This window comes from Pseudomonas sp. GW456-12-1-14-TSB6, from assembly GCF_059424205.1.
The window spans coordinates 55,549-68,711 of sequence record NZ_JBWKZE010000023.1 but is presented as its reverse complement, the minus strand read 5'-3'; the positions used below and the strand labels follow the sequence as shown (position 1 = coordinate 68,711).

The following is a 13,163-nucleotide window of genomic DNA, read 5'->3' as shown; positions in this document are numbered from 1 at the left end:
CGATCACTGATCGTCGAAATACCGCTCATGCCAGTCCACCAGCGGCTGTGGCGAGTTGAGTTTCTGGCCGTAGATCACCGAATAGGACAACACGTTCTGTACGTACTGGCGGGTTTCGTCGAACGGGATGCTTTCCACCCACACGTCGAAGCTCAGGTGGTCGGCGCCGCGCAGCCATTGGCGCACGCGGCCGGGGCCGGCGTTATAGGCGGCGGAGGCGAGTACGCGGTTGCCGTTGAACTGGCTGTGCACCTGGCTCAGATAGGCGGCGCCGAGCTGGATGTTTTTATCCGGATCCAACACTTGCTGCGGCGAGGCCAGCGGAATGCTGAACTTGCGCGCGGTTTCCTTGGCGGTGCCGGGCATCAGTTGCATCAGGCCGCTGGCGCCGACGCTGGAGCGGGCGTCGTCCATGAACGCACTTTCCTGACGGGTGATGGCGAACACCCAGCTCGAATGCAGGCCGCGCACCTTGGCTTCGCGCACCAGGGTGTCGCGGTGGGCCATCGGGAAGCGGATGTCCAGATCATCCCAGTACTGCGCCTGGCTGATGGTGCGGATCGCCGGGAAATACCATTTCAAGTCGTAGGCCAGTTTCGCCTGGGCGACCATTTCGTCGCGGCTGAAATGCCGGCTGACGTGATACCACTCGCGGCGACCGTCGACGATCTGCCCACGGGCGTGGAACTCCAGCGCACGACGCACGCCAGGGGTGTTGCGCACCTTGTTGATCAGCGCCTGACTGAGCACCAGCGGCTTGTTGTTCAGCGAGTACGGCGATTGCGAGCGGTCAGCGGCGAGGAAGCCGTAGAAATCACGTTCCCGCGACAGGTTCTTGTACAGCGTCTGTGCTTCCGGGTTCTGCGGTTGCGCCAGTTCCAGACTGCGGGCCTGCCAGTAGCGCCAGCGGTTGGTGGTGGCCAGGTCCTGTGGCAAACGGCGGGTCAGTTGGTAGGCGTCATCCCAGCGCGCCAGACGCAACAACAGACGCAGGCGCCATTCGGATACAGTGTTGTCGCGCAGTTCCGGATCGTATTTGGTCATCACGTCCAGCGCGCGGCTGTCGAAGCGGCGGGCCAGCGTCAGGCCGATTTCCCGGGCGATCGCGACTTTTTCATCCCGGGAGAAATGCATGCTGCTGGCATAACCGTCGAGCAGGGCCATGGCCTTGTCCGGGTCCTGACGCGCGAGGCGGCGCAGGCCGAGGCCGACCACGTCCGACATCGGTTCATCGGCCGGCGTGAAGCGCGACGGCTGGTTGAGCAATTCCGGTTTCTGCGCCACGTCCACCAGCAGGCGGCCGCGCGGGGCGAGGGTGGTCAGGCCATTGACCAGGCTGTTGGCCAGTGGGTAGTTGCGGTGCTGGGCGGCGAGTTTGGCGCGTTCCCAGCGTTTCTGTTCGGTCAACTGACCTTCGGCGGCCCACATGCCGAACAGCGCATCACAGGCGGCGGGCTGGGATTTGCCGGTCAGCCAGAGTTTCTCGGCGTTGGCGTAGCCCTCGGCCTTCTTGTTGTGGCTGATCTGGTACTGCGCGTTGAGGCAGTCCAGTTCGGTGAAATTCAGTTTGGGGTCGTAATACTTGACGAACGTCGCCCAGTCGCCGCGATCGGCCAGCCAGCGCAGCCAGCGCAGTTTCATCCAGTTGGCCTGGGGCAGGTCACCGTGTTCGGCGAGGAATTTTTCGATCTCCGCGTTGCTGGCGGTTTTCAGCCGGGCGGTCAGCTCGTCGTAGGCGAGGTACGGCTCCAGCGGATAATCGGCGAGTGCCTGGCTGTAACGGAAATACGGGCCGCTGTCGCCTTTGGCCAGGGCGCGCTTGGCTTCATCGTAATACTGGCGTTGGGTGGACAGGTCCACCGCCTGGGCGGATTGAACGGCAGCGGCGGAAAGCAGCAAACATGACAAAACACTGAAGAGGCGACTGCGCATGAGACATCCGGGCAGAGAAATCATGACAAGTGCCGGCTCAAACCGGCACTGAATTGCCTGTAGCTTAGCCTTTTGCCAGCAAGGGGCGAAAGCTTTGCCGACCTTGCAGCACAAGTTCGCAACAATTGTTGTGCAGAGTGCGTCAGCGGCGAAATTGCCGGCCTGTTCGGGTCTCGATTCAGGTAGAATGCGCGCCCGGTTTTTGGAGAAGCTCATGACCCTGCTCAAATTCAGCGATGTGTCCCTTGCATTCGGCGCGATGCCGTTGTTGGACAAGGTGTCCTGGCAGATCGCCCGTGGTGAGCGGGTGTGCATCATCGGCCGCAACGGCACTGGCAAATCCAGCATGATGAAACTGGTCAAGGGCGACCAGAAGCCTGATGACGGCTCGGTGTGGCGTGCCCCCGGTCTGAAAATCGGTGAATTGCCGCAGGAATTGCCGGTGGCCGACGAGCGGACTGTATTCGACGTGGTTGCCGAAGGCCTCGATGGCGTTGGCGCCTTGCTCGCCGAATACCATCACCTGAGCCAGAACATCGTCACCGACGCCGATCTGGACAAGCTGATGCACGTTCAGCACGACCTCGAAGCCCGCGATGGCTGGCGCTTGCAGACCCTGGTCGACAGCACCCTGAGCCGCCTGCAACTGCCGGCCGACAAGACCCTCGCCGAACTGTCCGGCGGCTGGCGTCGTCGTGTGTTGCTGGCGCAGGCGCTGGTGTCCGAACCGGATCTGCTGCTGCTCGACGAACCGACCAACCACCTGGACATCGGTGCGATTGCCTGGCTTGAAGAAGCGCTGAAGGATTTCCAGGGCGCTGTGCTGTTCATCACGCACGACCGTTCCTTCCTGCAAAACCTTGCCACCCGCATCCTCGAACTGGATCGCGGCGGCCTGATCGACTGGAACGGCGACTACGCCAGTTTCCTCGTCCATAAAGAAGCCGCACTGGCCGCCGAAGAAACCGCCAACGCGCTGTTCGACAAGCGTCTGGCCCAGGAAGAAGTGTGGATTCGCCAGGGCATCAAGGCCCGTCGCACCCGTAACGAAGGCCGCGTACGTGCGCTGAAGGCATTGCGCGTGGAGCGCAGCGAGCGTCGCGAGCGCACCGGCAAGGCCAACATCCAGCTGGAAACAGCGGAGAAGTCCGGCAAGCAGGTGATGGTGCTGGATAACGTGAGCTTCGCGCATCCGGGCGGTCCGTTCCTGATACGCGATTTCTCCATGGTGCTGCAACGCGGCGACCGGATCGGCCTGCTCGGCGCCAACGGTACCGGCAAGACTACCCTGCTGAAACTGATGCTCAGCGGTCTGCAACCGACCAGCGGCAAAGTGGAAGAGGGCACCAAGATCGACGTGGCCTACTTCGACCAGTTGCGTCATCAGCTGGATCTGGAAAAAACCGTGATCGATAACGTCGCCGAAGGTCGCGACTTCATCGATATCGACGGCCAGAGCCGCCACGTGCTGAGCTATCTCGGCGACTTCCTGTTCAGCCCGCAGCGTGCCCGCACGCCGGTAAAGGCGTTGTCCGGCGGCGAGCGTGCGCGTCTGCTGCTGGCCAAACTGTTCAGCAAGCCGGCGAACTTGCTGGTACTCGACGAGCCGACCAACGACCTCGACGTGGAAACCCTTGAGCTGCTCGAGGAAGTGCTGCTGACCTTCAACGGCACTGTGCTGATGGTCAGCCACGACCGGGCATTCCTCGACAACGTGGTCACCAGCACCCTGGTCTTCGAAGGTGAAGGCAAGGTTCGCGAATACGTCGGCGGCTATCAGGACTGGATCCGCCAGGGCGGCTCGCCGCGTCTGCTGGGCGTGACGGAAAGCAAATCCGGCAAGGCTGACCTGAACTCGGCGGTGGTCACTGCTGAGCCGGCTCCGGTCGCCGCGCCTGTTGCTGCGGCCCCGGCTGCGAAGAAGAAACTGAGCTACAAGCTTCAACGCGAGCTGGAAGCCCTGCCGGGCGATATCGACGCCAAAGAGCAGCAGATTGCTGCTGTCGAGGCTGAAATGGCCGAGACCGGTTTCTATCAGCGTCCACCGGCCGAGACGGCCAAGGTCATTGCTTCTCTGGAGCAATTGCAGGCGGAGCTGGATGCCTTGGTTGAGCGTTGGGCCGAGCTGGACGCCTGATTGATTCCAGGCATGAAAAAGCCCGGTGTCCAGTTATGGGCGCCGGGCTTTTCAGCTTTTCATAAGTGACTGGTATCAGCGTTTGACCAGGTGCACCGCCAGCACATCGCACGGTGCGCCGTGCAGCACGTCATTGGCGGTCGAGCCCAGCAACAACGCCAGACCATGCCGGCCATGGCTGCCGACCACGATCAGGTCGCACTGCTGTTCCTTGGCAAAATGGTGGATTTCCTGACGTGGCTGGCCGTAGGTCAAGTGGCAGTTGGCGCCTTCGAGCTCGGTGTACTTGTGCTTCAGGCGTTCGAGACGTTCCTTGGCCTGATCGAACTGCTGTTGTTGCAGTTGTGACAGATCCATTGGCACGTCACCGCCGAAGGCCATGGCCATCGGTTCAACGATATGCACCAGCGACAGCTTGGCGCCATTGCTTACCGACAGCTCTCGGGCGCGGTGGATCACAGGGTCGCACTCTTCGGTCAGATCTACGGCGACCAGGATATGGTGGTAGGGCATGAGGTGCTCCTCGTGAGGGATCAATATTGGTAAGTATGGCTGGTTTCAAGCGCATTGGTTCCAAAGTGACGCAATGGGCTCATCAGGATTCGGGAGTAGAGATATGACGGTCTGGCTGGTGGTGTCAATCCTGCTGGTGGTGTTGAGTCCGCTGGCATGGTTGCGTCCGTCCCGTGCCCAGACTGGCCGGATAGCCCTGCGCGCGGAGGCCCGGCGCATCGGGCTGGCCATGCAGCTTGCGCCTCAGGAGTGGCCGCACTGGATGTCTCAGGAGCCGCCTAGCCCGTGTGCGCAATACCATCGGCCACGCCGTGGCAAACAGCCGGCGTGCTGGACGTACTGGCAGAAATCCCCGGGGATCTGGGTCAACCAGTGGCAGGAAGTCTGTGAGGATCCACTGCTGCTGAATCATTTCGAAAAATTGCCGGGCAACGTTTTCAAGGTCGAGGCGGACAAGCAGATGATCGCCCTCTATTGGGGCGAGAAGGGTGAATCATCGGTTTTGCTGGACATTGATGCCACGCTGAAGGCGCTGGCATGACTCGCGGAATTTTCGCGCTGCAACGGCGCGAAATGTCCGGCAGACGAGCAATAAAAAGCCCGACATGATTCATCGGGCGGGGTTGGCCAGGCAGGCCGGAAAGTCTTTTTGGCGTTGAATCAGGTGATCCGGTCAACAAACGTGCGCCTGTTTTCCTTCGTAGTCCAGCCAGCGTAGCCTGTTAAACAAGGCGTGCCGTGAATTAGGGCGACTTTTCTAACTATTAATCTTATGAATGCCCTCACATGCAAGCGTGTGTGGCCGGGCTGCGTCCTACAGAAATGACCGCAAAGTCGCATTTCAACCCGTATTTTGGGCGATTGACAATTGTCGGAAATTCCGTGAAGGTGGCGTACCCAAATCAAACGGGCGTATGAATTGAGCGTTTGTATTGCAGACTGCTCCTACAGAATCCCGACTATCGCGTTGGCGGGTGTGCCGGGTGGATGGGTGTCAGCATCGACGAAAAAACGTCCTGCCGAGCCATTTGCCTGCGTCCGACGTGTACTGTTCAGCTTCCATATCGTGGAGATCAGTTGATGATTTACGAAGGTAAAGCCATCACGGTTAAAGCTCTTGAAAGTGGCATCGTCGAATTGAAATTCGACCTCAAGGGTGAGTCCGTCAACAAGTTCAACCGTCTTACCCTGAACGAACTGCGTCAGGCCGTAGACACCATCAAGGCAGATGCTTCGATCAAGGGCGTGATCGTCAGCAGTGGCAAGGACGTGTTCATCGTCGGCGCCGACATCACCGAATTTGTCGACAACTTCAAGCTGCCGGATGCCGAGCTGGTTGCTGGCAATCTCGAAGCCAACAAGATCTTCAGCGATTTCGAAGACCTCAACGTTCCGACCGTCGCCGCAATCAATGGCATTGCTCTGGGTGGCGGTCTGGAAATGTGCCTGGCAGCGGACTACCGCGTCATGTCGACCAAGGCCAAGATCGGTCTGCCGGAAGTCAAGCTGGGCATCTACCCAGGCTTCGGCGGTACCGTGCGTCTGCCGCGCCTGATCGGTGCCGACAACGCCATCGAGTGGATTGCCGCCGGCAAGGAAAACCGTCCTGAAGACGCGCTGAAAGTCGGCGCCGTCGATGCCGTGGTTGCCCCGGAAAAACTGCAGGATGCTGCCCTTGAACTGATCAAGCGCGCCATTTCCGGCGAGTTCGACTACAAGGCCAAGCGCCAGCCGAAGCTGGAAAAGCTCAAGCTGAACGCCATTGAACAAATGATGGCTTTCGAAACCGCCAAAGGTTTCGTGGCTGGCCAGGCCGGTCCGAACTACCCGGCCCCGGTCGAAGCGATCAAGACCATCCAGAAAGCCGCGAACTTCGGTCGCGACAAGGCGCTGGAAGTCGAAGCTGCAGGTTTCGTGAAACTGGCCAAGACCTCTGCCGCGCAGAGCTTGATCGGTCTGTTCCTGAACGATCAGGAACTGAAGAAAAAGGCCAAGGCCTACGACGAAATCGCCAAGGACGTGAAGCAGGCTGCCGTACTGGGCGCCGGCATCATGGGTGGCGGTATCGCCTACCAGTCGGCTTCCAAGGGTACGCCGATCCTGATGAAGGACATCAACGAGCACGGTATCGAGCAAGGTCTGGCTGAAGCCGCCAAGCTGCTGGTTGGCCGCGTTGATAAAGGCCGCATGACCGCCGCGAAAATGGCTGAAGTGCTCAACGGCATTCGTCCTACGCTGTCGTACGGTGATTTCGGTCACGTCGACCTGGTCGTTGAAGCCGTGGTCGAGAACCCGAAGGTCAAGCAAGCCGTTCTGGCGGAAGTCGAAGACAAGGTCAAAGAGGACACCATCCTCGCGTCCAACACCTCGACCATTTCCATCAGCCTGCTGGCCAAGGCCCTCAAGCGTCCGGAAAACTTCGTCGGCATGCACTTCTTCAACCCGGTGCACATGATGCCGCTGGTGGAAGTAATCCGTGGCGAGAAATCCAGCGAGCAGGCCATCGCCACCACCGTTGCCTACGCCAAGAAAATGGGCAAGAACCCGATCGTCGTCAATGACTGCCCGGGCTTCCTGGTCAACCGCGTCCTGTTCCCGTACTTCGGCGGTTTCGCCAAGCTGGTCAGCGCCGGCGTGGACTTCGTCCGTATCGACAAGATCATGGAAAAATTCGGCTGGCCGATGGGCCCGGCGTACCTGATGGACGTGGTCGGTATCGACACCGGTCACCACGGTCGTGACGTAATGGCTGAAGGCTTCCCTGACCGCATGAAGGACGATCGTCGTTCGGCCATCGACGTGCTTTACGAAGCCAAGCGTCTCGGTCAAAAGAACGGTAAGGGCTTCTATGCCTACGAAGCCGACAAGAAAGGCAAGCAGAAGAAAGTCGCCGATCCGTCGGTACTGGAAGTGCTCAAGCCGATCGTCTACGAGCAGCGCGAAGTCACTGACGAAGACATCATCAATTGGATGATGATCCCGCTGTGCCTGGAAACCGTGCGTTGCCTGGAAGACGGCATCGTCGAAACCGCCGCCGAAGCCGACATGGGTCTGGTCTACGGTATTGGTTTCCCTCCATTCCGTGGCGGTGCGCTGCGCTACATCGATTCGATCGGTGTTGCCGAGTTCGTTGCCCTGGCCGACCAGTACGCTGATTTGGGCGCGCTGTACCACCCGACCGCGAAGCTGCGCGAAATGGCCAAGAACGGCCAGAGCTTCTTCGGTTAAGCGCCCCCAACTAGAGTGAGAGTGAACTTATGAGCTTGAATCCTAGAGACGTCGTGATTGTCGACTTCGGTCGTACTCCGATGGGCCGCTCCAAGGGCGGCATGCACCGCAACACCCGCGCCGAAGACATGTCGGCGCACCTGATCAGCAAACTGCTGGAACGCAACACCAAGGTCGATCCTGCCGAAGTCGAGGACGTGATCTGGGGCTGTGTGAACCAGACCCTGGAACAAGGCTGGAACATCGCGCGTATGGCGTCGCTGATGACCCAGATCCCGCACACTTCGGCCGGCCAGACTGTCAGCCGTCTGTGCGGCTCGTCGATGAGCGCGCTGCACACCGCTGCGCAAGCGATCATGACCGGCAACGGTGACGTGTTCGTGGTTGGTGGCGTCGAGCATATGGGTCACGTAAGCATGATGCACGGTGTCGATCCGAACCCGCACATGTCCCTGTACGCGGCGAAAGCCTCGGGCATGATGGGCCTGACCGCTGAAATGCTGGGCAAAATGCACGGCATCACTCGCGAACAGCAGGACGCCTTTGGCGTGCGTTCCCACCAGTTGGCCCACAAGGCGACTGTGGAAGGCAAGTTCAAGGACGAAATCATCCCGATGCAGGGTTACGACGAGAACGGTTTCCTGAAAACCTTCGACTACGACGAAACCATTCGTCCGGAAACCACCCTGGAAAGTCTGGCGGCTTTGAAGCCGGCGTTCAATCCAAAGGGCGGCACCGTGACGGCCGGTACTTCGTCGCAGATCACCGATGGTGCTTCGTGCATGATCGTGATGTCGGCGCAGCGTGCACAGGACCTGGGCATCCAGCCTCTGGCCGTGATTCGCTCGATGGCGGTAGCGGGTGTGGACCCGGCCATCATGGGCTATGGTCCGGTACCGGCTACTCAGAAAGCACTGAAGCGTGCCGGCCTGGGTATCAACGATATCGACTTCTTCGAGCTCAACGAAGCGTTCGCCGCACAGGCCCTGCCAGTGCTGAAAGACCTGAAAGTGCTCGACAAGATGAATGAGAAGGTTAACCTGCACGGCGGCGCGATCGCCCTGGGTCACCCGTTCGGTTGCTCCGGTGCCCGTATTTCCGGCACCTTGCTGAACGTGATGAAGCAGAATGGCGGCACCTTCGGGGTGGCCACCATGTGCATTGGCCTCGGCCAAGGCATCTCCACCGTCTTCGAACGCGTTTAAGCGTCTCGTCGATGGAAGCCGGGGCCAAGTGCCCCGGTTTTTGTTTTTGCGGATTTATTTTGTTTTTATTTTGAAAAAATTTGAGTGAGGGCCGAAGCATGCCGATACAACCTGGGCTCTACCAACATTACAAAGGTCCCCAGTACCGCGTATTCAGTGTCGCGCGGCATTCCGAGACCGAAGAAGAAGTGGTCTTTTACCAAGCCCTGTATGGCGATTACGGCTTTTGGGTACGTCCCTTGAGCATGTTCCTGGAGTCCGTCGAGGTTGACGGCGAGCAGGTCCCACGCTTTGCTTTGGTGCAAGCCGAACCGAGCCTTTTTTCGAAGCCGTAAGGCGAGTGCGCGCAAAACCCTGCGCTTGACCTCACCTTGTAGCCACTATATATAGCGGTGCCGCGTCAGGCGCCAACCGCCTTTCACTTCTAGAATTCAGGAATTTTCTGATCCATGGGCAAATCGCTGGTCATTGTGGAATCCCCGGCTAAGGCCAAGACCATCAACAAGTATCTGGGCAACCAATACGTGGTGAAGTCGAGTATCGGCCATATCCGAGACCTGCCCACCAGCGGTTCGGCTAGCGCCAGCAAGGAGCCTGCCGCCAAGCGCGGCAAGGCTGCTGCGGGCGAAGCGCCAGCGCTGTCGCCGAAAGAGAAGGCGCGCAAGCAGCTGGTCTCGCGGATGGGAGTCGATCCTGAACACGGCTGGAAAGCCAAGTACGAGATCCTCCCGGGCAAGGAAAAGGTCATCGAAGAGCTGCGCCGGCTCGCCAAGGATGCTGACACCATCTATCTCGCAACCGACTTGGACCGCGAGGGGGAAGCCATTGCCTGGCACCTGCGCGAAGCCATCGGTGGTGACGACAGCCGCTACAAGCGCGTGGTGTTCAACGAAATCACCAAGAAGGCGATTCAGGAAGCCTTCTCGGAGCCGGGCGAGCTCGACATCGATCGAGTGAACGCGCAGCAGGCCCGTCGCTTCCTCGACCGCGTCGTCGGCTATATGGTCTCGCCGCTGTTGTGGGCGAAGATCGCCCGTGGCTTGTCCGCCGGTCGCGTGCAATCGGTTGCCGTGAAACTGGTGGTAGAGCGTGAGCGTGAGATTCGTGCGTTCAACCCGGAAGAGTACTGGGAAGTGCACGCCGATCTCGGCACCGCCAAAGGCTCGACCGTGCGTTTCGAAGTCGCTCGCGAAAAAGGCGAGGCCTTCAAGCCGCTGAACGAAGCGCAGGCGAAGGCCGCGCTGGAGAAACTCAAATCCTCCAGCTACAGCATCGTCAAACGTGAAGACAAGCCGACCAGTAGCAAGCCGTCGGCACCGTTCATCACCTCCACACTGCAACAGGCCGCGAGCAACCGCCTGGGCTTCGGTGTGAAGAAAACCATGATGATGGCCCAGCGTCTGTACGAAGCCGGCTACATCACTTATATGCGTACCGACTCGACCAACCTCTCGGCGGATGCCGTGGCGATGGCGCGCGATTACATCGAAACCGAATTCGGCAAGAAGTACCTGCCGGAGTCGCCAAACGTCTACAGCAGCAAGGAAGGCGCACAAGAGGCTCACGAAGCGATTCGTCCTTCCGACGCCAACACCACGCCAAGCAAGCTGGCCGGCATGGAGCGTGACGCTGAGCGCCTCTACGAGCTGATCTGGCGCCAGTTCCTGGCTTGCCAGATGCTGCCGGCGCAATACCTGTCGACCACCGTCAGCGTCGCTGCCGGTGACTTCGAGCTGCGCGCCAAGGGCCGCATCCTGAAGTTCGACGGTTACACCCGCGTGCTGCCGCAAATCACCAAGCCTGGCGATGACGACGTTCTGCCGGACATGGCGCAGGGCGACGCGATGAAGCTGATCAAGCTTGATCCGTCCCAGCACTTCACCAAGCCACCGGCCCGTTATTCGGAAGCCAGCCTGGTGAAGGAAATGGAAAAGCGCGGCATCGGCCGTCCTTCGACCTATGCGGCGATCATCTCGACCATTCAGGATCGCGGCTACGTGACCCTGCACAACCGTCGTTTCTATTCGGAAAAGATGGGCGACATCGTTACCGAACGTCTGTCGGAAAGCTTCTCGAACCTCATGGACTACGGCTTCACCGCCGGCATGGAAGAGAACCTCGATGACGTGGCCCAGGGCGAACGCGACTGGAAAAACGTGCTGGACGAGTTCTACGGCGACTTCAAGAAAAAACTCGAAGTGGCGGAGAATCCGGAAGCCGGCATGCGTGCCAACCAGCCGGTAATGACCGATATTCCTTGCACCACCTGCGGCCGTCCAATGCAGATTCGTACTGCCTCGACTGGCGTGTTCCTCGGCTGCTCGGGCTACAGCCTGCCGCCGAAAGAACGCTGCAAGGCCACCGTCAACCTGGTGCCGGGCGATGAAATCGCGGCGGACGACGAGGGCGAGTCGGAATCCCTGGTACTGCGCGGCAAGCATCGCTGCCCGATCTGCAGCACGGCGATGGACGCCTACCTGCTCGACGAGAAGCGCAAGCTGCACATCTGCGGTAACAATCCGGATTGCGCCGGCTACGAAATCGAAGAAGGCAGCTATCGCATCAAGGGCTACGAAGGTCCGAGCCTGGAATGCGACAAGTGCGGCAGCGAGATGCAGCTCAAGACCGGCCGTTTCGGCAAATTCTTCGGTTGCACCAACCCGACGTGCAAGAACACCCGCAAGCTGCTGAAGAGCGGCGATGCGGCGCCGCCGAAGATGGATCCGGTGAAGATGCCGGAGCTGAAATGCGAAAAGGTCAACGACACCTACATCCTGCGTGACGGTGCGTCCGGCCTGTTTCTGGCGGCCAGTCAGTTCCCGAAAAACCGCGAGACCCGTGCTCCGCTGGTGATCGAGATTCTGCCGCACAAGGACGAAATCGATCCGAAGTATCATTTCCTGTGCGAAGCGCCGCAGAAGGATCCGGATGGCTTGCCAGCCGTGATCCGCTACAGCCGCAAGACCAAGGAGCAATACGTTCAGACCGAAGTCGACGGCAAACCGACTGGCTGGAAAGCGTTCTTCGACGGTGGCAAGTGGACGGTCGAGGACAAGCGTCCGGCGAAAGCCAAGGCTTGAGCTGACTCCGACCTTGCGATGGGCTGATGTTATCGGCCCAACACGACAAAAGGCCGCATGACAACCTTCGGGTTTTCATGTGGCCTTTTTGTTTAAAGCTTGCGATCGCATCGGCTGATCCATGACACTGTCCGGCCTGTGTGAAGCAATTATTTCGTTGTGGAGAGTGCCGACATGGCCCACGAACTCTATACCCGTACCAATCAGAAGATCTATTTCGCGGGTTTGTCGCTGGAAGCGCTGGCCAGGGCCGAAGAGGGGCGGGCGATGAACTCGCTGGCGCTGATTCAGGCCGGGCGCGAATCCGCACTGTTTCATCTCTACGGTGCGTTGTTGGGGCTGTGTCATGAAATCGCCGGCTTCTATCGTCTGCCGCAAGCCAATGCGTCGCAAGCGGAAACCTTGCTGACCCGCGAAGTGCTGGAATCGATTGCCATTCCTGAGCTGGCGGAGATGATTGAGCTGGCGGGCAATCCGGAGACCTGGCTGGCTAAATTGCTGGCCGCGCACTCGGCGCTGTTTCAGCCGCCACGCGTTCCACATAAGCCGAAGGGCGATGTGACGCAGCCATTGATTCAGGCAGTGAATCTGGATGAAGAAGAGGTGGTTGAAGAGTTGAGCCGTGAAGAGCTCGAGAGCTGGCGGCAGAACCTCAAGGGGCTGGCTATCCGTTTCCGTGAAGGCTTGAACGAGTGCTGAGGAGCTGTGTACTGGCGGCGACGAGAGGCGTGCTGCTGGTCAAGATCCCGAGCGAAGCCTGAATGATGTCTATATAATCCCTGCCTTTCGTGGAGATCAGACCTATATGCCAACGTCCTTTCTAGAAATTGTCGAGCTACCAGACGGCCGAATCGAACTGCGCAGGGCCGAGGACGAGGGTTCTCTGGTGACTCTGGATTTCTCCGAGGATGCCAAGGCGTTTCTGCAGGGCCAGCACGTTGAAATTGCCAAAGCGATGTTGAGTGTCGGCGTGCAAATGGCGGGGCGTATGGTTGAGGGAGAATTCGATAAGGATGAGGGGCCGCGGGTTCTTCATTGATCCGCTGTCTCCCAGTTACTGCTCCAGAT

General features: G+C 59.6%; 10 protein-coding genes. 8 read left to right on the top strand and 2 right to left on the bottom strand.

Features of this window, described 5'->3' with window-relative positions; all coding sequences use genetic code 11:
- Nucleotides 1-3 precede the first annotated feature (3 nt).
- Nucleotides 4-1,932, bottom strand: coding sequence for a transglycosylase SLT domain-containing protein (locus AC07Y2_RS20555; RefSeq protein ID WP_103386736.1), 1,929 nt, complete (start codon nucleotides 1,930-1,932; stop codon nucleotides 4-6).
- A gap of 214 nt (nucleotides 1,933-2,146) precedes the next feature.
- Here AC07Y2_RS20555 and AC07Y2_RS20550 point away from each other — a divergent pair, with 214 nt between their 5' ends.
- Nucleotides 2,147-4,069 (top strand): ATP-binding cassette domain-containing protein, encoded by a 1,923-nt coding sequence (locus AC07Y2_RS20550; RefSeq protein WP_103386737.1) that lies wholly within the window; start codon nucleotides 2,147-2,149, stop codon nucleotides 4,067-4,069.
- A 75-nt stretch (nucleotides 4,070-4,144) separates the two neighbouring features.
- Here the strand turns inward: AC07Y2_RS20550 and AC07Y2_RS20545 are convergent, their stop codons facing one another.
- Nucleotides 4,145-4,582, bottom strand: a complete 438-nt coding sequence (locus AC07Y2_RS20545) for a universal stress protein (RefSeq protein WP_011335197.1) — start codon at nucleotides 4,580-4,582, stop codon at nucleotides 4,145-4,147.
- A 103-nt stretch (nucleotides 4,583-4,685) separates the two neighbouring features.
- Between AC07Y2_RS20545 and AC07Y2_RS20540 the strand changes: the two genes are divergently transcribed.
- The 7 genes from AC07Y2_RS20540 (at nucleotide 4,686) to AC07Y2_RS20510 (ending at nucleotide 13,134) form a co-directional block, all read left to right on the top strand.
- Nucleotides 4,686-5,123, top strand: a complete 438-nt coding sequence (locus AC07Y2_RS20540; RefSeq protein ID WP_039772800.1) for a hypothetical protein — start codon at nucleotides 4,686-4,688, stop codon at nucleotides 5,121-5,123.
- A 539-nt stretch (nucleotides 5,124-5,662) separates the two neighbouring features.
- Nucleotides 5,663-7,810 carry a fatty acid oxidation complex subunit alpha FadB gene (gene fadB / locus AC07Y2_RS20535; protein ID WP_074689251.1) on the top strand — a complete coding sequence of 716 codons (2,148 nt, stop codon included), beginning with the start codon at nucleotides 5,663-5,665 and terminating at the stop codon, nucleotides 7,808-7,810.
- Nucleotides 7,811-7,839: 29 nt separating this feature from the next.
- Nucleotides 7,840-9,015: an acetyl-CoA C-acyltransferase FadA gene (gene fadA, locus AC07Y2_RS20530; RefSeq protein WP_007953060.1), complete on the top strand. Its 1,176-nt coding sequence runs from the start codon at nucleotides 7,840-7,842 to the stop codon at nucleotides 9,013-9,015.
- Between the two features lie 98 nt (nucleotides 9,016-9,113).
- Complete coding sequence (locus AC07Y2_RS20525) at nucleotides 9,114-9,350, top strand: DUF1653 domain-containing protein (protein WP_007953059.1); 237 nt, start codon at nucleotides 9,114-9,116, stop codon at nucleotides 9,348-9,350.
- A gap of 114 nt (nucleotides 9,351-9,464) precedes the next feature.
- On the top strand, nucleotides 9,465-12,095 hold the full coding sequence (gene topA / locus AC07Y2_RS20520; protein WP_074689247.1) for a type I DNA topoisomerase: 2,631 nt from the start codon (nucleotides 9,465-9,467) through the stop codon (nucleotides 12,093-12,095).
- Nucleotides 12,096-12,269: 174 nt separating this feature from the next.
- Nucleotides 12,270-12,794: a DUF6586 family protein gene (locus tag AC07Y2_RS20515; RefSeq protein ID WP_039772797.1), complete on the top strand. Its 525-nt coding sequence runs from the start codon at nucleotides 12,270-12,272 to the stop codon at nucleotides 12,792-12,794.
- Nucleotides 12,795-12,900: 106 nt separating this feature from the next.
- Nucleotides 12,901-13,134, top strand: coding sequence for a hypothetical protein (locus AC07Y2_RS20510; RefSeq protein WP_007953047.1), 234 nt, complete (start codon nucleotides 12,901-12,903; stop codon nucleotides 13,132-13,134).
- Nucleotides 13,135-13,163: the final 29 nt, after the last annotated feature.

Bases quoted from the DNA above. Each gene is read 5' to 3' on its own strand.
- fadB (WP_074689251.1), top strand. From the start codon at position 5,663: ATGATTTACGAAGGTAAAGCCATCACGGTTAAAGCTCTTGAAAGTGGC.
- AC07Y2_RS20540 (WP_039772800.1), top strand. From the start codon at position 4,686: ATGACGGTCTGGCTGGTGGTGTCAATCCTGCTGGTGGTGTTGAGTCCG.
- AC07Y2_RS20545 (WP_011335197.1), bottom strand. From the start codon at position 4,582: ATGCCCTACCACCATATCCTGGTCGCCGTAGATCTGACCGAAGAGTGC.
- topA (WP_074689247.1), top strand. From the start codon at position 9,465: ATGGGCAAATCGCTGGTCATTGTGGAATCCCCGGCTAAGGCCAAGACC.
- AC07Y2_RS20525 (WP_007953059.1), top strand. From the start codon at position 9,114: ATGCCGATACAACCTGGGCTCTACCAACATTACAAAGGTCCCCAGTAC.
- AC07Y2_RS20510 (WP_007953047.1), top strand. From the start codon at position 12,901: ATGCCAACGTCCTTTCTAGAAATTGTCGAGCTACCAGACGGCCGAATC.
- fadA (WP_007953060.1), top strand. From the start codon at position 7,840: ATGAGCTTGAATCCTAGAGACGTCGTGATTGTCGACTTCGGTCGTACT.
- AC07Y2_RS20550 (WP_103386737.1), top strand. From the start codon at position 2,147: ATGACCCTGCTCAAATTCAGCGATGTGTCCCTTGCATTCGGCGCGATG.
- AC07Y2_RS20515 (WP_039772797.1), top strand. From the start codon at position 12,270: ATGGCCCACGAACTCTATACCCGTACCAATCAGAAGATCTATTTCGCG.
- AC07Y2_RS20555 (WP_103386736.1), bottom strand. From the start codon at position 1,932: ATGCGCAGTCGCCTCTTCAGTGTTTTGTCATGTTTGCTGCTTTCCGCC.